This is a genomic window from Staphylococcus sp. FSL W8-0774 (assembly GCF_038006785.1).
GTDB lineage: Bacteria > Bacillota > Bacilli > Staphylococcales > Staphylococcaceae > Staphylococcus > Staphylococcus pasteuri.
Genome location: NZ_JBBOVW010000001.1, coordinates 291,326 through 312,779 on the forward strand (window position 1 = coordinate 291,326; position 21,454 = coordinate 312,779).

Annotated in this window: 17 protein-coding genes; 15 read left to right on the forward strand and 2 right to left on the reverse strand. The window is 31.8% G+C overall.

Annotated elements, in window-relative coordinates; all coding sequences use genetic code 11:
• Nucleotides 1-50: 50 nt before the first annotated feature.
• From betA to NSQ15_RS01330, 13 genes are all read left to right on the forward strand, one after another.
• Nucleotides 51-1,760, forward strand: a complete 1,710-nt coding sequence (gene betA, locus NSQ15_RS01270) for a choline dehydrogenase (protein ID WP_017636651.1) — start codon at nt 51-53, stop codon at nt 1,758-1,760.
• Nucleotides 1,761-1,916: 156 nt separating this feature from the next.
• Entirely contained in the window at nt 1,917-3,092 is a 1,176-nt protein-coding gene (locus NSQ15_RS01275; RefSeq protein WP_340746881.1) for an amidohydrolase, read from the forward strand.
• A gap of 388 nt (nt 3,093-3,480) precedes the next feature.
• Nucleotides 3,481-3,690, forward strand: a complete 210-nt coding sequence (locus tag NSQ15_RS01280) for a YozE family protein (RefSeq protein ID WP_017636649.1) — start codon at nt 3,481-3,483, stop codon at nt 3,688-3,690.
• A 31-nt stretch (nt 3,691-3,721) separates the two neighbouring features.
• On the forward strand, nt 3,722-4,195 hold the full coding sequence (locus tag NSQ15_RS01285) for an antibiotic biosynthesis monooxygenase family protein (RefSeq protein WP_017636648.1): 474 nt from the start codon (nt 3,722-3,724) through the stop codon (nt 4,193-4,195).
• Between the two features lie 173 nt (nt 4,196-4,368).
• Nucleotides 4,369-5,958, forward strand: coding sequence for an acyl-CoA synthetase MbcS (mbcS, locus tag NSQ15_RS01290; RefSeq protein ID WP_070453027.1), 1,590 nt, complete (start codon nt 4,369-4,371; stop codon nt 5,956-5,958).
• Between the two features lie 241 nt (nt 5,959-6,199).
• Entirely contained in the window at nt 6,200-8,830 is a 2,631-nt protein-coding gene (ppdK, locus tag NSQ15_RS01295) for a pyruvate, phosphate dikinase (RefSeq protein WP_340746882.1), read from the forward strand.
• Nucleotides 8,811-9,656 carry a pyruvate, water dikinase regulatory protein gene (locus tag NSQ15_RS01300; RefSeq protein WP_249663708.1) on the forward strand — a complete coding sequence of 282 codons (846 nt, stop codon included), beginning with the start codon at nt 8,811-8,813 and terminating at the stop codon, nt 9,654-9,656. The genes ppdK and NSQ15_RS01300 overlap by 20 nt, the downstream gene beginning before the upstream one ends.
• Nucleotides 9,657-9,912: 256 nt before the next feature.
• A complete protein-coding gene (lqo, locus tag NSQ15_RS01305) occupies nt 9,913-11,406 on the forward strand; it encodes an L-lactate dehydrogenase (quinone) (RefSeq protein WP_017636644.1) in 1,494 nt (497 codons plus the stop codon).
• A 127-nt stretch (nt 11,407-11,533) separates the two neighbouring features.
• Nucleotides 11,534-12,973: a 6-phospho-beta-glucosidase gene (locus tag NSQ15_RS01310; RefSeq protein ID WP_124760357.1), complete on the forward strand. Its 1,440-nt coding sequence runs from the start codon at nt 11,534-11,536 to the stop codon at nt 12,971-12,973.
• Nucleotides 12,974-13,004: 31 nt separating this feature from the next.
• Nucleotides 13,005-13,328, forward strand: coding sequence for a YciI family protein (locus tag NSQ15_RS01315; protein ID WP_070453035.1), 324 nt, complete (start codon nt 13,005-13,007; stop codon nt 13,326-13,328).
• A gap of 164 nt (nt 13,329-13,492) precedes the next feature.
• On the forward strand, nt 13,493-14,374 hold the full coding sequence (locus tag NSQ15_RS01320; RefSeq protein ID WP_124760359.1) for a LysR family transcriptional regulator: 882 nt from the start codon (nt 13,493-13,495) through the stop codon (nt 14,372-14,374).
• A 133-nt stretch (nt 14,375-14,507) separates the two neighbouring features.
• Nucleotides 14,508-16,352 (forward strand): subtype A tannase, encoded by a 1,845-nt coding sequence (locus NSQ15_RS01325; protein ID WP_340746883.1) that lies wholly within the window; start codon nt 14,508-14,510, stop codon nt 16,350-16,352.
• Nucleotides 16,353-16,466: 114 nt separating this feature from the next.
• The gene (locus tag NSQ15_RS01330) at nt 16,467-17,045 is read left to right on the forward strand and encodes a PadR family transcriptional regulator (RefSeq protein ID WP_154874007.1); all 579 of its coding nucleotides are present in this window, start codon (nt 16,467-16,469) and stop codon (nt 17,043-17,045) included.
• A gap of 58 nt (nt 17,046-17,103) precedes the next feature.
• On the opposite strand, the gene NSQ15_RS01335 is transcribed toward NSQ15_RS01330, so the two are convergent.
• Nucleotides 17,104-17,994: a fructose bisphosphate aldolase gene (locus NSQ15_RS01335; RefSeq protein WP_017636636.1), complete on the reverse strand. Its 891-nt coding sequence runs from the start codon at nt 17,992-17,994 to the stop codon at nt 17,104-17,106.
• Nucleotides 17,995-18,149: 155 nt separating this feature from the next.
• Here NSQ15_RS01335 and NSQ15_RS01340 point away from each other — a divergent pair, with 155 nt between their 5' ends.
• Both NSQ15_RS01340 and NSQ15_RS01345 read left to right on the forward strand, forming a co-directional pair.
• The gene (locus NSQ15_RS01340) at nt 18,150-18,608 is read left to right on the forward strand and encodes a topology modulation protein (RefSeq protein ID WP_029055942.1); all 459 of its coding nucleotides are present in this window, start codon (nt 18,150-18,152) and stop codon (nt 18,606-18,608) included.
• 157 nt (nt 18,609-18,765) lie between these two features.
• The gene (locus NSQ15_RS01345) at nt 18,766-19,983 is read left to right on the forward strand and encodes a putative glycoside hydrolase (protein ID WP_029055943.1); all 1,218 of its coding nucleotides are present in this window, start codon (nt 18,766-18,768) and stop codon (nt 19,981-19,983) included.
• Nucleotides 19,984-20,047: 64 nt separating this feature from the next.
• Here the strand turns inward: NSQ15_RS01345 and NSQ15_RS01350 are convergent, their stop codons facing one another.
• Complete coding sequence (locus tag NSQ15_RS01350; RefSeq protein WP_029055944.1) at nt 20,048-21,409, reverse strand: FAD-dependent oxidoreductase; 1,362 nt, start codon at nt 21,407-21,409, stop codon at nt 20,048-20,050.
• Nucleotides 21,410-21,454: the final 45 nt, after the last annotated feature.

Below are 21,454 nucleotides of genomic sequence, written 5' to 3' on the forward strand. Positions count from 1 at the left end.
AAAGAGATGAATATAAAAACTAAAAAAATTAATTTCGGAGGTTATTTGTGATGAGTAGAAAACACGATTCATATGATTATATTATCATTGGCGGAGGTAGTGCAGGTTCAGTTTTAGGTGCACGACTAAGTGAAGATAAAGATAAAAATGTATTAGTATTAGAAGCGGGACGCAGTGACTATTTCTGGGATTTATTTATTCAAATGCCAGCAGCATTAATGTTCCCTTCAGGAAATCCTTTATATGATTGGATTTATCAAACTGAAGAAGAACCGCACATGGGACGTAAAGTTGACCATGCACGAGGTAAAGTGTTAGGTGGTTCAAGTTCAATTAACGGAATGATCTTCCAAAGAGGTAACCCAATGGATTATGAAGGTTGGGCAGAACCAGAAGGTATGGAAACTTGGGATTTCGCACATTGCTTACCATACTTTAAAAAGTTAGAAACAGCATATGGATCAGCGCCTTATGATAAATACAGAGGTCATGATGGACCAATTAAATTAAAACGAGGTCCTGCAACGAATCCATTATTCAAATCATTCTTTGATGCTGGGGTTGAAGCAGGATATCATAAAACACCAGACGTAAACGGATTCCGACAAGAAGGTTTCGGACCATTTGATAGCCAAGTTCATCACGGACGCCGTATGTCTGCATCAAGAGCATATTTACGACCTGCAATGAGACGTAAAAATTTAGATGTAGAAACAAGAGCATTCGTAACAAAAATTAACTTTGATGGTAGAAGAGCTACAGGTGTGACTTATAAGAAAAACGGCAAAGAAAGAACAATCAATGCCAAAGAAGTTATTTTATCAGGTGGCGCATTTAATACACCACAATTGCTACAATTATCTGGAATTGGTGATTCAGAATTCTTAAAATCTAAAGGTATTGAACCTAGAGTTCATTTACCTGGTGTTGGGGAGAACTTCGAAGATCATTTAGAAGTGTATATCCAACATGAATGTAAAGAACCGGTATCTTTACAACCTAGTTTAGATGTAAAACGTATGCCATTTATTGGATTGCAATGGATTTTTGCTCGAAAAGGTGCAGCAGCTTCTAACCATTTTGAAGGTGGAGGATTTGTACGTTCAAATAACGAAGTAGACTATCCTAACTTAATGTTCCACTTCTTGCCAATCGCAGTTCGCTATGATGGTCAAAAAGCACCAGTAGCGCACGGTTATCAAGTACACGTTGGACCTATGTACTCTAATTCACGCGGTAGCTTAAAAATTAAATCTAAAGATCCATTTGAAAAGCCAAGTATAGTATTTAATTATCTTTCAACTAAAGAAGACGAACGTGAATGGGTAGAAGCTATTCGAGTTGCAAGAAATATCTTATCTCAAAAAGCGATGGATCCATTTAATGCAGGAGAAATTTCACCTGGACCTTCTGTACAAACAGATGAAGAAATTTTAGATTGGGTGCGTAAAGACGGAGAAACTGCATTACATCCATCATGTAGTGCTAAAATGGGACCAGCATCAGATCCAATGGCAGTTGTTGATCCACTTACTATGAAAGTACATGGTATGGAAAATTTACGTGTCGTAGATGCTTCTGCTATGCCTAGAACAACTAACGGTAATATCCATGCACCAGTACTTATGTTAGCTGAAAAAGCTGCAGATATTATTCGAGGTAGAAAACCTTTAGAACCTCAATATGTAGATTATTATAAACATGGTGTACATGATGAAATGGCAGGCGCTAAAGAAAACGATCCATTTTATAAACACTAATTAATTATATGATTTCAATCACTTCAATATGACAATGCTCATATTGGAGTGATTTTTTTCTAAATTTATGTCATTTTTAGTCAATAAAAGTGTGACGCAACAATAAACGGGAATAACATATTATAATGTAGATGTATAGATAAAGGAGAGGATTTTATGAGTAATACTTTAGTTGAAAAATTACGCGAAAAAGAAGATCGAATGATAGAAATTAGAAGACATCTTCACCAACATCCAGAATTATCCTTCCATGAAGAAGAAACACCAAAATATATTGCTGACTTTTATAAAGATAAAGATTGTAAATTGGAAACAAATGTGGGACCAAATGGTGTCAAAGTAACTATCGATAGTGGTAAACCTGGCAAAACATTAGCAATTCGTGCAGATTTTGATGCCCTACCTATTAAAGAAGAAACAGGATTATCATTTGCATCTAAAAATGATGGTGTTATGCATGCGTGTGGACATGATGCACATACAGCTTACATGCTTATTTTAGCCGAAACATTAATTGAAATGAAAGACCAATTTAGCGGTAAAGTGATTGTCATTCACCAACCAGCTGAAGAAATGACTCCAGGTGGCGCGCAAGGTATGATTAAAGATGGTGTGCTTGATGGCGTTGACCATGTATTAGGTGTTCACGTTATGAGTACGATGGAAGCTGGAAAAATTTTTTACAAACCAGAATTTGTACAAACAGGTCGTGCTTACTTTAAATTAACAGTTCATGGTAGAGGCGGTCACGGTTCATCACCTCACATGGCAAATGATGCAATTGTGGCAGGATCTAACTTTGTAACAACTGCACAAACAGTTGTATCTAGACGTTTAAGTCCATTTGAAACTGGTGTCGTTACAATTGGTTCTTTCGATGGTAAAGGTCAATTTAATGTAATCAAAGATACTATTGAAATCGAAGGTGACGTGCGTGCGCTTACGGATGATACAAAAGATACAATTCAAAAAGAATTAACACATCTTGTTGAAGGATTAGAAGCTTCATTTGGCGTAAAATGTGATTTCGAATTTAACAAAGATTACCCTGCATTATATAACAATCCAGAATTCACATCTTATGTAGCTGAAACAATTAAAAATGCAGAAGGAACAGATATTCAAGGTGTAGAAGAATGTGAAGCACAACCACCTTCTGAAGACTTTGCATTTTATGCAGTAGAACTACCAAGTACATTTATTTATTCAGGAGCAGCACCAGAAGATGGCGAAGTATATCCACACCATCACCCTAAATTTAATATTAGTGAATCATCTATGTTAGTTGCTGCTGAAGCAGTAGGTACTGTTGTATTAGACTATTTAAATTAAGATAGATGACTATAAATTACAGATTAAAATATGTAAATTAAAATAATAAGTATGCCCGTCAGTCTAACAGCACTCTTATGTGCTATGTTGCTATTAGTACTGGCGGGCTACTCATACATATGACTATTGCGCTTATAAGTTTTAATATTTTAACTTATCAAACCCATGTTTAAACTTATATTTAACGTTGTTTAAATCATTAAGCAAACTGATGAACGAGACATCAATAACTAATGTATTAAAGAGAAATTTATGATATAAAAACGAACTAATTAATTTCGTCATTATTTTGCAAATAGAAAAATATATTAGACTATTTAATTTTGATTGGTGTTTTATTTACTAATTCGTGATATCATTAATATATTAAGTAAGAAGAGGTGATTTAGTGACGTTTTATGAGTTTATACAAGGATTTACTGGAGACCAAACACCTCTAGGAGAACTAGCCGCTTGGGTTGATAAAGATGTACAATTTCCAAAAGAAGAAAAATTAGCGAAGAATATTTTAAATTATTTTAAACAAATAACAAATTTAGATGATGAAATACTAGAAATAGTTAAAAGATCACTTTCAATATATGAACAAAATATTTAAACGTAAAATGAATTAGAATGAAGGAACTAATATGTTACTAAATGATTATTATAAAACGTATAAAATGAATGAATCTAATGATGAATTTATGATTGAGAAAAATAATGATGCACAATATTATGATATTTTAGAATCAATTAATCAATTATCAAATGATACATTTTGTGTGCTCAATCATTTATTTGTAAATGAAGATAAAGAAGACCAATTTGAAGATAAATTCTTATCACGTCAAAAACACCTTCAAGATGTACCAGGGTTTAAAGCATTGCGCTTCCTTAAACCTCGAACAAATCATAGACATTATATTATTGTTACATTATGGGAATCGAGACAAGCGTTTTATGACTGGCAAAATTCATCAGAATACGCACAAACACATCGTAAACGAGGTACTAAACAAGGCGTTGATAATCAAATTGTGAATCGTGATTTGTCATATAACATTAGAATAGAATTAGAAGATTTGAAAAAACAAATGCTAGATTATGAAGATATATTTTAAATCATAGAAGGGCGGATAGAAATCATTTTATGTAAATGCTATTTCGGATCCGTCCTTTTTTTATTATAAAAGATCATTTTAGTTTAGTAGATAGATACTAAAGAGTAAAATATATCAATGAGATTATACATTTGATAATATAATAGTGAATGTTAAGGAAAGGGAGTAATATAATGGAAAAAACTGATTTACTAGCACCAGAAAAATACAATATTACATCTGCAATCGAACAATATGCTTCAGACGCATCTAAAAAAGCAATCATTTATCGTGATTCAGAACATGATCATATAGAAGTGACTTATCAGGAATTAATAAAAAATGCTAATAAAGTAGGTAATATATTTAAAAAGCATGGTTTGAAATATGGTGACAAAGTTTTAATTATGATGCCAAGAGCTATTGCTACCTATGAATTATACATTGCAGCTTTAAAATTAGGTATTGCCATTATTCCAAGTTCTGAAATGTTACGTACAAAAGACTTACAATATCGTGTAAGTCATGGAGAAATTGATGCGGTTATTTCATTTGGAAAATTTATTAAGGAATTTGAAGGATTAAAAGAATATCAAAGCCTTACTAAATTTATCGTTGGTGATACACACGAAGATTGGATTTCGATTGAGGAAGAAAAAGCAAGTGTTAGTGATGAACTTGAAGCAGCAGACACATCTCGTGAAGATGTTGCTATATTATCTTATACATCAGGCACTACAGGAAACCCAAAAGCAGTTACTCATTCACATGGTTGGGGTTATGCCCACCTACAAATGGCACCTAAACATTGGTTATGTATTAAAGAAGATGATTTAGTTTGGGCAACTGCTGCACCTGGATGGCAAAAATGGGTATGGAGTCCTTTCTTATCAACTTTAGGTTCTGGAGCAACAGCATTTGTTTATAATGGTCGTTTTAAACCAGAAACATATCTAGAATTATTACAAGATTATCAAATTAACGTCCTATGCTGTACACCTACAGAGTATCGTATGATGGCTAAACTACAAAATCTTGATGAATATAATTTAGAACATTTGCATAGTGCAGTTTCTGCAGGTGAACCATTAAATAGAGAAGTTGTAGAACAGTTTAAAAAATATTTTGATATTATTGTTAGAGATGGATATGGTCAAACAGAAAGTACATTATTAATTGGATTCCTGAAAGATACAGCACCTCGACCTGGAGCAATGGGTAAATCTATACCAGGAAGTTATACAACAATTATTGATGACGATGGTAATGAAGTAGAAGCCAATGTTAAAGGTAATATTGCAGTCCCATTAGACTTACCTGCACTGTTTAAAGGTTACTATAAAGAACCAGAACGAACTGCTTCAGCAAGATTAGGCGATTACTATGTTACTGGAGATTTAGCACATCAAGATGAAGATGGTTATTTCTGGTTTGAAGGTCGTAAAGATGACATTATCATTAGCTCTGGCTATACGATTGGACCATTTGAAGTTGAAGATGCTTTAACAAATCACCCAGCTGTCAAAGAATGTGCTGTCGTTGCAAGCCCTCATGAATTGAGAGGTAATATTGTAAAAGCATTTATTATTCTGCAAAATGGATATGAAGGAACTGAAGAATTAATTAAAGAACTTCAAACATTTACGAAAAATGAAGTTGCACCATACAAGTATCCTCGTTCTATTGAATTTGTAGAAGATTTACCTAAAACTAATTCAGGTAAAATTAGACGTGTAGAATTAAGAGATGCAGAAATTGAAAAATATAATCAACAACATGAATAAATAAGTATATTAGACACCGCTTTAATTAAAGTGGTGTCTTTTTTTAATAGTTATTAGTATGACACATTTAACCAAAATAATATTAATAATTAAACTGTTCCAATTTGAGAATGTTTTATAACCAAATTATGACAAAATTAGTAACTAATAGAAAACGTTTACATATAAATCTTGTCTTTTTTAACTCAATATGACATACTCTAAAATGATTAGTATGACATATTGAGAGAGGTGCTTATTTATGGAAAAATTAATTTATGCATTTGATGAAGGTAATAAGACTATGAAAGATTTACTTGGAGGTAAAGGTGCGAATTTATCTGAAATGAAACGGTTAGGATTACCAGTTCCAGATGGTTTTACAATTACAACTGCAGCTTGTATTGACTATTTGAAACAAGGTGGTCAATTATCTGATAATGTGACATCACAATTACAAGAACATTTAAACGCATTTTCAAATCGAACAGGTAAGTCATTTTCATCACAAGAAGACTTATTACTTGTATCAGTGCGTAGTGGTGCAAAAATATCGATGCCTGGGATGATGGATACGATTTTAAATTTAGGATTAAATGACGAAAACGTTGAAAAACTTGCAAATAAAACTAATGACGCCAGATTTGCATATGATTGTTATCGTCGTTTACTACAAATGTTTGGTGACGTTGTATACGGCGTACCGATGAATCGATTTGATACATATTTTGATAACTATAAGAAGGAACATCAATTTGAGTCAGATGCAGATATTACTGCCGATGGATTAAAACATATATGTGAAAAGTATAAAGATATTTATATGGAGTATGGTAGTAAACCATTTCCTCAAGATCCTTATAAGCAATTAAAAGAAGCAATTGAAGCAGTATTTAAATCTTGGGACAATGATCGTGCACGTGTCTATAGAGATTTGAATGATATTCCTCATGACATAGGTACAGCTGTAAATATACAGGAAATGGTGTTTGGTAATAGTGGAGAACAAAGCGGTACTGGTGTGGCGTTTACTAGGAATCCAGTTACTGGAGAAAATAAATTGTTCGGTGAGTACTTATTAAACGCACAAGGTGAAGATGTAGTGGCAGGTATACGTACGCCACAAGATATTAATACATTAAAAGATCAAATGCCTGATGTACATAAAAATTTTGTCGAAGTAACAAAGCAATTAGAAACACATTATAAAGACTTACAAGATATTGAATTTACTATTGAAAATGGACTACTATACTTACTTCAAACACGTAATGGTAAACGTACAGCACGAGCAGCAATAAAAGTTGCAGTTGATTTAGTTAATGAAGGTCTTATATCTAAAGAAGAAGCTGTAACTCAAGTAGATGTTAAATCAATTGAAACACTTTTACATCCAAACTTTAAAGAAGAATCATTAAAGCAGGCAACTGTAATTTCTAAAATGGGACTTCCAGCCAGTCCAGGGGCTGCTACTGGTCAACTCGTATTTTCTGCGGAGGAAGCTAAAGAACAAGCAGAAAGTGGTAATAAGGTGATTTTAATGAGACCTGAAACATCTCCAGAGGATATAGAAGGAATGGTAGCTAGTGAAGCTATAGTAACAACTCATGGTGGAATGACATCTCATGCAGCAGTCGTTGCAAGAGGTATGGGAAAATGTTGTGTTACTGGATGTTCTGATGTAGAGATAGATACAGTGAATAAAACTGTAAATTATCCTAATGGAGATGTTTTACGTGAAGGAGATATTGTATCCGTAGATGGTAGTGCAGGTGATTTATATCTAGGGGAAATTGAAACAGTAAGTGCAGAACATAGTGATGAATTTGAACAGTTTATGCAGTGGTCTGAAGAAACGGCTAGATTACAAGTACGCATGAATGCTGAAACTCCTCAAGATATTAAATCTGGGTATGAATTTAATGCTAAAGGTATTGGTTTAGTAAGAACAGAGCACATGTTCTTTGGAGCTGAACGACTAGTAGAAATGCGAAGATTTATTTTAGCGTCAAATTATGAAGAACGTGTTGAAGCATTAAACAAAATTAAAACATATCAAATAGAAGATTTTGAATCTATTTTTAAATTATCGGATGGCCGTCCAACAATTGTACGTTTACTCGATCCACCATTACATGAATTTTTACCAGCTTCAGAAGAAGATATTCAAATTGTAGCCAAACAATTAGATGTCTCAACTGATTACTTAAAAAGAAGAATCAATGATTTGAATGAAGTCAATCCTATGTTAGGTCATAGAGGATGTCGTTTGGCAGTCACTTATCCTGAATTATATGAGATGCAAGTAGAAGCAATTATGAGTAGTGTATTTAACCTTCAACAACAAGGAATAGAATCCCAACCTGAGATTATGATTCCACTAGTTTCTACAGTAGAGGAATTTACGACACTAAAAAAACAATTAATTACAACAATCAATGATTTAGAGAATGAAACGAATAGCAAAGTACCATATTTAATTGGCACAATGATTGAAACACCAAGAGCATGCCTGATTGCTGGCCAATTAGCACAACATTGTGATTTCTTTAGCTTTGGAACTAACGATTTAACACAATTGACATATGGTTTCTCAAGAGATGATGCAGGTAAATTTATAAACGTGTATACTGAAAATAACATATTACAGCTTGATCCATTCCAAACATTAGATAATGATGGTGTAGGTCAATTGATTAACTTAGCCGTAACAAATGCTAAACAAGTCAATCCGTCTATTAAAATTGGAGTTTGTGGAGAATTAGGTGGCGATGCTAAATCAATTCATCGTTTTAATCAGTTATCTATTGATTATGTTTCATGTTCTCCATTCCGCGTGCCTGGGGCAATCTTAGCTACAGCTCAGAGTCAAGATGAAGAAAGTGAGAGATAAGGTGAAAGAACATAATGAACAAGAATTAACGATTTATATTGTTTCTGATTCAATAGGGGAAACAGCTCAGCGAATGATTCATGCAACGCTAACTCAATTTCCAGATTTAACACAAATAGAAATTAAGAAATTTCCTTATATTAAAGATGAGATGGAGTTTCTTAACGTATTAGAATTGGCACGTGAAAAAAATGCCATTGTTGTTACAACATTAGTTAATGAATCATTTAATGCATTAGGACATCAATACGCGAACGAACATCAATTATCATATATAGACTATATGTCAGAGTTAATTACGATGATTGAAAAACATACGACATCTACGCCTTTAATGGAAAGTGGCGCGTTACGTAAGATGAATACAGAATACTTTAATAGAATTGAAGCTATAGAGTATTCTGTGAAGTACGATGACGGTAAACATTTTACTGATATTGGAGAAGCGGACGCATTAATTGTCGGAGTTTCTAGAACGTCTAAAACACCGTTAAGTATGTATTTAGCTAATAAAGGTTACAAAATTGCTAATATACCATTAGTACCTGAAGTTACAATTCCTGAAAGTGTATTTCAACATAAAAATTTAAAAGTATTTGGATTAACAGCAAGCCCTAATTATATTGCCAATATTAGAAAAAATCGTGCAGAAGCTTTAGGTATTTCTAAAACATCAACTTACAATAGTTTAGAAAGAATTAAGAAGGAACTGTCCTACGCTGAAGAAATATTTAATAAATTAAATGCTATTGTGATTAATACAGAATACAAATCGATAGAAGAATCGGCATTTTATATCGAAAGGTTTTTACAACAGAAAGACTAAAAGTTAAAACTATTATGAAATGAAGTAAAGTAATATATAGATTTGCATGCTTTTGTGAATAAAATATAATCATAAACAAAACCAATTTCTATTATTATAAAGAATAATAATTTACTTTTCCGATAGCTTGATTTAACATAATAATAGAAGACTAGTTTGCGAGATGGATTGTTAGAAAAATTGTATTGAGCTTTGATTGAAAATACAGTTTTAGTGGACTGGTGTAAGTATTTATTATATTGGAGAGGTGAACAAAATGGCAAAGTCTGACAAAAAAGACGTAATTTTAATTGGTGCCGGTGTACTTAGTACAACATTCGGTTCAATGCTAAAAGAAATTGCGCCAGACTGGAATATTCATTTATATGAACGTTTAGACCGTCCTGGTATTGAAAGTTCTAATGAACGTAACAATGCTGGTACAGGTCACGCCGCACTTTGTGAATTGAACTATACTGTTCAACAACCTGATGGTTCAATTGATATTGAAAAAGCAAAAGAAATCAACGAACAATTTGAGATTTCTAAACAATTTTGGGGTCATTTAGTTAAAACTGGAAACATTGAAGATCCACGTGCATTCATTAACCCATTACCTCATATTAGCTTTGTAAGAGGTAAAAATAACGTTAAGTTCTTAAAAGACCGTTATGAAAAAATGAAAGCTTTCCCAATGTTCGATAATATCGAATACACAGAAGATATTGATGTAATGAGAAAGTGGATTCCATTAATGATGAAAGGCCGTCAAGATGATGGTAGCTACATGGCAGCAAGTAAAATTAATGAAGGTACAGATGTTAACTACGGTGAATTAACTCGTAAAATGGCTCAACACCTTCAAGAAACTGACAATGTAGATGTTCATTATAATCATGAAATCATTGATTTTGAACGTTTATCTAATGGTAAATGGTCAGTTAAAATAAAAAATCGTAACACTGGTGAAGTTTTTGAACAAGAAACTGACTATGTATTTATTGGTGCCGGTGGCGGAGCAATTCCACTATTACAAAAAACTGGTATCCCTGAAAGTAAACATTTAGGTGGGTTCCCAATTAGTGGACAATTTATCGCTTGTACAAATCCAGAAGTGATTAAACAACACGATGCCAAAGTTTATGGTAAAGAACCACCAGGCACACCACCAATGACTGTACCTCACTTAGATACACGTTATATTGATGGTGAAAGAACATTGTTATTTGGACCATTTGCGAATGTAGGTCCTAAATTCCTTAAAAACGGTTCAAACTTAGATTTATTCAAATCAGTTAAACCATACAATATTACAACATTATTAGCATCTGCTGTTAAAAACTTACCATTAATTAAATATTCATTCGACCAAGTGATTATGACTAAAGAAGGTTGTATGAACCACTTACGTACGTTCTATCCAGAAGCACGTGATGAAGATTGGCAAGTTTATACAGCAGGTAAACGTGTTCAAGTAATCAAAGATACTAAAGAACACGGTAAAGGTTATATCCAATTTGGTACAGAAGTAGTAAACTCTGAAGATCACTCAGTAATTGCATTATTAGGTGAATCACCAGGGGCATCAACTTCAGTATCAGTAGCATTAGAAGTACTTGAAAAGAACTTTGCTGAATATGCTGATGAATGGAAACCATTAATCAAAAAAATGATTCCTTCATACGGTGAATCATTAATTGAAGATGAACAATTAATGAGAAAAATCCGTAAACAAACTTCAAAAGATCTAAAATTAGGTTATTACGAATAGTAATAGATAGAATAACTCAACCAAAGTTGAACGAACACTTTGGTTGAGTTTTTTGTTTATTTTATCGAAAATTTGAAAAATAAATTGTTATAATAAAACCAATAAATAGAGAAATGAGGTTTTACAAATGTCTAAATTACCAAAAGATTTTCTATGGGGAGGCGCGTTAGCAGCCAATCAATTTGAAGGGGGATATGATCAAGGTGGAAAAGGTCTTAGTGTTATTGATGTCATGACAGCTGGCGAACATGGTAAAGCACGTGAAATTACACAAGATGTTGATCCTAATAAATATTATCCAAATCATGAAGGTATCGATTTTTATCATCGTTATAAAGAAGATGTGAAATTATTTAGTGAAATGGGACTGAAATGTCTTCGTACCTCTATTGCGTGGACAAGAATATTCCCTAATGGCGATGAAGTAGAACCTAATGAAGAAGGTTTGAAATTCTATGATGATTTATTTGATGAATTACTAAAATACGATATTCAACCAATTATTACATTATCTCATTTTGAAATGCCACTTCATTTAGCTAGAGAATATGGTGGTTTTAAAAATAGAAAAGTAGCAGATTTCTTTGCTCATTTTGCAGAAACTGTATTTAAACGTTATAAAAATAAAGTTAAATATTGGATGACTTTTAATGAAATTAATAACCAAATGGATTTAAATAATCCAATTTTCCTATGGACGAATTCTGGAGTATTACTTTCAGAAGATGATAATAAAGAAGAAGTGCTATATCAAGTTGCACATAATGAACTTATTGCTAGCGCTAAAGCTGTTAAAATTGGTAAAGAAATTAACCCTGAATTTGAAATTGGTGCTATGATTTCTCACGTTCCAATTTATCCATATAGCTGCAACCCTAAAGATATGATGGAAGCAGAAATTGCTGGTAGATTAAGATTCTTCTTCCCAGATGTTCAAGTAAGAGGTTATTACCCAGGTTATGCTACAAAAATGTTCGAACGTGAGAATATGGATATTGGTTGGGTAGAAGGTGATGATCAAATTTTACGTGAAGGTACTGTAGATTATATTGGATTTAGCTATTATATGTCTACTGTTGTTAAATCTGATAGTGAAACAAGTGTTGAAGATAATATCATTAATGGAGGACTACCTAATTCAGTTGAAAATCCTTACATTCAAACAAGCGATTGGGGTTGGGCAATTGATCCAGTAGGACTTAGATTTACATTGAATGTATTATACAATCGTTATCAAATTCCATTATTCATTGTAGAAAATGGTTTTGGTGCTGTGGATGAGTTTGATAAAAATGGAGAAATACATGATGATTATCGTATCAATTATTTAAAAGAACATATCCAAGCCTCAATTGAAGCGGTTGATCAAGATGGCGTAGATTTAATGGGTTATACACCTTGGGGTATTATTGATATCATTTCATTTACAACAGGAGAAATGAAAAAACGTTATGGTTTAATACATGTTGATCGAGATAATGAAGGTAATGGTACACTTGATCGTACTAAGAAAGATTCATTTGATTGGTACAAACACGTGATTGAAACCAATGGTGAGGATTTATAGAAATATAATGACAAACTAAAGGAGACGCAAGATGGCCTATTATTTAGTAAAATTTGTACACACCGATATAGAACATTGGAAACAACATGTGAGAGATCATGCAATATATCTATATCAACTTGTTGAATCAGGAGATTTATTACTTTCAGGACCTATTGAAAATAATGATGATTATCAAAAAGAAGCTTATCTGGTACTCAAAGCAGACAATGAAGCACAATTAATGGCATTGTTGAAAGCTGATCCATTTTGGAAACAAGGATTAGTATCAGATTATACTATCGAAAAATGGACACCAATGTTTGGAAATCCTGGAAATATCTATATAACACCTCCAACAAATCAAGACAACTAAAAAATATATAACATTATAGAAGATGGAACTATACAATAATTAGAATTTGTAATTATTTTAGTTCCATCTTTTTTTAATAAGGTATATAATTTTTCATAATTATTAAACCACAATTATATCTTTATAATTTATTGAAAGATATCGAATTGAAGGAGTTGTTATTCATGGATATAAATCATTTAAAAGAATTTATACTTCTTGCAAAATATGAGAATTATCTTAAGGCTTCACAAGAATTGTTTATAGCACAGTCAACATTATCAAAACATATGACTGCTTTGGAAAATGATATAGGACATCGTTTAATTGATAGGACTAATAAGAAGATAGAATTAACTGAATCTGGTAGTCTATTTCTTCATTATGCTAAACAAATTTGTCAAAATGAAGAGGAATTAAAGAAACATCTTTCATTAAAAGATGTAGATGATATAGTAACAATAAATATGGGCGCTTCTCGTTTGATGATTGAATATGGTATTACGGAATTGGTATCTCAATGTGTGAAATTATATCCTAAGGTTAGATTTAAAATTACAGAAGGCTCGGAGATAGAATTAAAACAAGCTATTGATCAACAAAAACTTGATATTAGTTTTATTAGAGAACTTTCTCCGGCCAAAAGTAATAATAGTTTTGTATATATGAAAGAACAACTTTGTGCAATTGTTAAGAATACACATCCTTTAGCTAACCAAGATGAAATATCATTAGAAATGTTAAAAGATGAACAACTTTATTTGCCACCTGATTTTACAGTAGAACACCAAGCCTTCCTCAAATGTTGTGAGAAAGAACAATTTTATCCAATTATTTCATTTACTGCTCCTCGAATGGAGAATTTATTAGAAATGGTTAATATTAATGAAGGTATTGCATTGATAATGGAGCATCAAGCCCGTTTTTATTTAAATGAATCTTACAAGTTAATTCCATTGAAGCCGGAAATTGATTCTTATATTAATTGTAAGTTACATCATGACTGCCCAGATTCAAAAGAATTAGAGAACTTTATGTCTATTGCCCGTCAAAATTCAAAAAATTAAAGAAGGTAAGTCAAGAGACCAACGACTTAATATACGTTTCTAATTCAGAATACAAACACCTCTAAAATCGAATTGATAGTGCTTAGTTTCCTCGCTATGATTAAAATTATATTAATTAAAGGAGGAAACTTATATGAAAAAAGCCCTAGCCCTAATGTTAACAGCTAGTTTATTGCTAACTGGATGTGAGTCAGGTCATCACGATAATAATCAAAGTAAAACTCATACAAAAGGTGTGAATGTTTCAAATACTAAAATTAAAGATTATAAACAAGCATCCTCTAAATTAAAGATTGATAATACAAAATGGAAATATGATAGTAAAAATAAAGTGTATTATCAATTAAATATAAGTTATGTAAGTCATCCTCAAGCTAAAAATGTTGAAAAATTAGGTATATATGTTCCTGCTGCGTATTTTAAAGGTAAGAAAAATAAAGATGGTACATATACTGTTACTGTAAATAATGAAAACAAAGTAAATGGTTATTCAGCTAAAAATGCACCATTAGTGTATCCGGTTAATACACCGGGTTATGCTGAACAAAGTGCACCAACTTCATATAAATATAGTAATATTTCAAAATATATGAAAGCCGGATTTATATATGTAGAGGCTGGATTAAGAGGACGTAGTATGAATATCGGAAATAGTTCCAGTAGTTCATCTAATAAATCATATGAGTATGGAGCTCCATGGGGAGTTACTGATTTGAAAGCGGCTATTCGTTATTATAGATTTAATTCTAATGAATTACCTGGTAATAGTGAAAAAGTCTACACATTTGGTCACAGTGGTGGTGGCGCACAAAGTGCTATTGCAGGAGCATCTGGAGATAGTAAAACATATTATAAATATTTGAAAAAAATTGGCGCAGCAATGACTGATAAAAAAGGGAAATATATTAGCGATAAAATTGACGGTGTAATGTCTTGGTGTCCTATTACAAATTTAGATGAAGCAGATGCAGCATATGAATGGCAAATGGGGCAATATACAAACAGCAATAGTAGAAAAAACAAAACATTCCAAAAAGCATTATCTAATGATTTAGCTCAATCATATGGATCATATATCAACAAATTAAATTTAACTACTAATGGACAAAAATTATCACTTAATAAATCTAAACAATGTTATTATACTGAAGGTTCATATGCAAAATATCTAAAAAAAGAAGTTGAAGAATCAGCTACTGACTTTTTAAATAATACTAAGTTTCCTTATAAGAAAACAGATAATCAACAAGCTGGAATGGGTCAAAGTAAGGCACCATCTAATGGTCAAAAGCCAAAAGGTAAAGGTGCTATGCCAAAAATGGGCTCTCAATCAAATAACAAAACATATAAAACTATGGATGCTTATCTTAAAGATCTGAATAAAAAAGGTAAATGGATCACTTATAATAAGAAAACTAAGAAAGCGCATATCACTAGTCTTAAAGACTTTGCCAAATATTATAAAACACCATCTAAATCAGTACCAGCATTTGATGATTTAAAACGTAGTCAAGCAGAAAATAATGTATTTGGCACAAATGGTAATCATACAAAACTACATTTTGATAAAACAACGGCTAAATTGTTAAAACAAAATCAAAGTAAATATTCAAAAATGAGTGGCTGGAAAAATAAATATGTAGATAATTATAATGATGACTTAAAACAAAAAGATAAACTTAACCAATCTGTAGAAACACGTATGAATATGTATAATCCGATGTACTATTTATCTAATTATTATAAAGGATATGGAAAATCAAATGTTGCGAAACATTGGAGAATCAGAACGGGAATTCAACAAGGCGATACAGCATTAAATACTGAAACAAATCTGTCATTAGCTTTAAAACAGTATGTTGGAAATAAAAATGTTGATTTCAAAACTGTATGGGATCAAGGCCATACAATGGCAGAAACTTCAGGAAATAGCGATACTAATTTTATCAAATGGGTAGAAAAAAATAATAAAAAATAAAGTGACAATTGAACCTGAAACGTCAAATAGATGTTTCAGGTTTTAATTTATACTAAAAAATAACGATATATCGTTTATGATACTGATATATCGAAATAGAGAAAGGTGATTAATATGTTTAATAGAAATGAAAATAGAATGAACGGTCATATGAGAAGATTTGAAGGATTTGGTATGAATGGAGGACCTGGTAGAGGACCAGGACAGTTTGGTGGCTTTAGAAAAATGAATGGCAAAGATAGATTTTTTAAAAAAGGAAATCTTCAATATGTCATTTTACAAATGTTACAAGAAGAACCAAGACACGGGTATCAAATTATTAAAGATTTAGAAGGAAGATTCAATGGATTCTATGCACCTAGCCCAGGTTCAGTATATCCAATATTACAAATGTTAGAAGATAGAGATTTTGTATCTATTCAGAAAGAAGGAAATAAAAAAGTATATTCTATTACTGATGAAGGTACTCAATTTTTAGAAGAAAATCCTGAAAATGAAGACTTTAAGAAACGAATGGAACAATTTAAAAATGCTGATTTTGAAGGAATGAAAGCAGCACGTAAACAACTACATGAAGTGTTTAAATTATTTATGGAAGCATCACAACAAGCAATGAATGATAACGAGAAAAAAGAAAAATTTGATGCGATTATTAAAGAAACTAAAGAAAAATTAGAACAACTAACTAAATAATAGATAAGAATAAAAAAAGACACGTGATTTAATCACGTGTCTTTTCTATATTAATATATTAGTTTTTATTAACTGAAGCATCATAGATTGAATCTACTGCGTCACCTAATGCTTTATCGAATTCTTCTTGTGATTGACTAGCTCTTAAGTCACTAGCTAATGCACGAGAGAAGCTTGCGATAAGATCTTCGTTGTCTTTTAATAATTTATTAGCTTCATCTCTGCTGTAACCGCCTGATAATACTACAACACGTACAACATTTGGATGTTGAGCTAATTCTTTATATAAGTTAGGTTGAGTTGGGATAGTTAATTTAAGCATAACTAATTGATCGCTGTCTAAATTGTCTAAACCTTTTTTAAGTTCATCTTTTAAGACATTTTCAATTTCTGCTTTATCTTTAGCGTTGATATTTACTTCAGGTTCAATAATTGGAACTAAACCTTTAGCGATAATTTTTTTAGCGAATTCAAATTGTTGTTCAACAACATCTTTGATACCTTGTTCATTTAATTCTAAAATGTTTGAACGCATTTTAGTACCGAAAATATGACGTTCATTAGCACGATCTAAAGTGTCGTCTAAATCGTCAATTGGTTTCATTAATTGAACACCGTTTTGTTCTTCAGCTAAACCTTTATCTACTTTTAAGAAAGGAACAACACCTTTATCAGCTAAATAGTCTCCAGTATATTTACCTTCAACTTCACGATCCATAGTTTGTTCGAAAAGAATCGCACCTAAAATTTTATCAGCTGAGAATGATGGTGAAGTTACAACGCGTGTACGCATATCATGAACAAGTTTGAACATTTCATCATCATTGCTATATTCATCTTCATTAATACCATATTCTTTTAAAGCTTTAGGTGTACTACCACCACTTTGGTCTAATGCTGCAATAAAGCCTTTACCGTTCTTCATTTTTTCTAATTGTTCTTTATTCATACTTTCCACTCCTTAACTTAACTTTCATCTACAGTATGATAAAAATTAATCTGATTCTCAAGCGATTCAACTTATAAATTTCAAGAAAATTACACTATAATAGTATAAAGTCAAAAAATCGACTTATAATAATGTTCGTAAAGGTGGTGGGGATGATGTGTAGAAGAATACTAATCATTGGTAGTCCAGGAACTGGTAAATCAACTTTAAGCAATCTACTTAGCCATCAAATGAATTTACCACTTTATCATTTAGATGACATATTTTGGAAAAATTCAATTTCAACTATAAGCCAACAACAATTTATTAGTGAAATTCAGAAAATAATAATGTTAAATAAATGGATTATTGATGGAAACTATACAGATACTTTAGAAATGAGAGTGTGTAAGGCTGATACAATAATTTGGTTACAAGAAACACGATTAAAGTGTATGTTGAGAGCAGTTAAAAGATATATCAAACACGTTGTAACCAATAAAAATGTCGGTGCGAATCCTAAAACAATGAGTATAGAATTTCTAAAGTACATATGGGACTTTCCTAAAGAAAATCACGAAAAAATAAAAGCGATTAAACGTCAATATCCAGAGAAATTATGGATTATTAAATAACCAACAATTATTTCCGATAATTTATGTATGTAAAATACAAATTAAATGATGCAATGTGCTAATATATAATTAAGAAAAGTTTTCTTTAATTTAATATATTGTTTAAAAACATAAAATGGTTAAGAAATCTTTTTTAATACACATAAGGGGTTTAGGGATGAATCATAAAAAATTATGGGTGACATTAGCAGCAAGTTCAATAATTATCGCAGGTTGTAGTAATGGTAGCAATAATGGCAACAATGATAATAAAGATACTAATAAATCAGAACAAACAGCAAACCAAAAGAATAAAGTAGCATACCCTAAAGATGGTGTTAAAGGTATCTATGTTACGAGTAATTCAACACAAGGTGAGAAAATAGATCAATTGATTAAATATGTAAAAGATGCAAAATTAAATGCAATGGTTATCGATGTTAAAGATGACGAAGGTAATGTCACTATGAAATTTAATACAGGTAATAAATTGATAGATAAAAATACGATGGATATTGCAGAAGCAAAACCATTATTGAAAAAATTGAAAGATAATGATATTTATCCCATTGCTCGTATAGTCACATTTAAAGATACTAAATTAGCTAAAGAACACCCAGAGTGGTCATTTAAAGAAAAGGACGGCTCAGTTTGGCAAAATGGCAAAGGAGAAAGTTTTGTTAACCCATTTGTCAAAGATGTTTGGAAATATAATGTAAACATTTCAAAAGCAGCCGCAAAAGCCGGATTCCAAGATATTCAATATGATTATGTTAGATTCCCTGAAGGTTTTGAAAATGAAGCAGATCAATTAGATTATGATAAAGGCGATTATAAAAACAGTAAATTAAGTAAAGGTGACCAACGTGTAGATACGGTCACAAATTACTTAGAATATGCACATAAAGAATTAAAACCGTATAAAGTTAAAATATCTGCAGATGTTTTTGGTTATTCTGCACTAGTAAAAAATGCGCCAGGAATTGGACAAAGTTTCCCTAAAATCTCTAAAAATGTTGACGCTATTTCTTCAATGATTTATCCGTCCCATTGGAGTCCAGGCGATTTCGGATTAGAAGCGCCAGATACAGAACCATATAAAACAGTAAATAGATATATTCAAAAGGAAAATAGTATTTTAGATGAATTAGGTAAGAAAAAGCCAATTTCAAGACCTTGGATTCAAGACTTTACTGCTTCTTATTTAGGAGAGGGAAATTATAAAGAATATGATGCACAAGCATTATCTGATCAAGTCCAAGCTTTAAAAGACAATGGTGTGAATGAATTCTTATTATGGAATGCAGGTAATGACTATACTGAAGGCGCTAACTTTAATCCTAAAAAAGGTGAAAACCAAGATAAAGATTATCAAAAGGATAAACAAAATAAGTAGAAATTAAAAACACCTCTTGTGGCCAATTAACCACAAGAGGTGTTTTACAATCAATAATATTGAATTAGAATAACATTTGATCGCTACCGAACGTATCATTTAATGCTTGTTGAGCTAATACGTTTAAATAGTTCCAAGGACGGTCATAATCTGGTTGGAAGAAGAAGTCTTGTACTGCTAATTGTTCTAAAGTATAACCAGCAGAGATTGCAATAGAAATAGTATTAATTGCTTCTGTGACGTCTTCTTTAGACATTAATTGAGCACCTAGAATTCTATGACTATCTTCATCAAATATCACTTTCATGTGAATGTCTGTTTCATCTTGCATGAATTTAGGTCTAATAAGTTCTTTGACATATTTTTCACCTAAATTACCATCATAGCTGTCTTTTTCAGTTCCATGAACACCAGTTTGACCAAATTTATAATCAAATAATTGTAATCCTGAAGTACCAGAGACACGTGGCATTTCTACGTCATGACCTAACATATTTTTAGCAGCAGTCACACCTTGACGTCTTGAATTAGTAGCTAATGCAATATAACGGTCTTCTTCAATAGGTGCAAATGGTACTAATGTAGCATCGCCACCAGCATAAACATCTTTAGCTGAAGTTTCTTGTTTATGATTAATTTCGATAATACCTTTATTACCTAGTTTAATTTTGCCGTCTAACCATTCAGTAGCGGGTGCAACACCTACAGCTATTAATACTGTATCCGCTTCATATTCATTTTTATCAGTTACTACTTTATTTACATTACCTTCATTGTCGCCTTCTAAAGCTTTTACTGATTCGCCGCCAATAAATTCTAAGTTATGTTCTTTACTATTTTGTTCTAAAATATCAGTGAACTCAGAATCTAAATAGGTATTTAAAATACGTTCAGCAACATCGATAACTTTTGTTTCAATACCTGCTTTAGCAAATGCCTCTGCTGCTTCAATACCGATATAGCCGCCACCAACTACAACAGCTTTTTTAGCATTAGGCATGCGTTTTTTAATTTGATCTGCCCATTCGCGACCACGCATAAATAGTACGTTGTTATATTTATCTATACCATCAAAAGGTGGTGCAACGGCTTTACCACCGGGACTTAAGAATAATTTATCATAAGATACTTCTGAACTATTGCCATCTTTTTCAACTGTAACTGTTTTATTATCTGTATCTAAATCCGTTACAGTACTATTAACATGAATATTAACACCTTGGTCTTTGTATGATTGTTCGTTTGCATAGTGTAAAGAATCTAAAGAAGGTGATACATCTTCTAAATAGCTTTGAATACCACAAGAAAGGAATGAAGGTTTGTCACCACTTTCGAATACTTCTATTTCTGCATTTTTATCTTCTTTTAAAATAGTTTGAATAACTTCGTAACCTGCATGGGATGTACCTACAATTACATATTTCATTATTACATTACCTCCTAATGTATTTATATATATAAGCGTTTATAT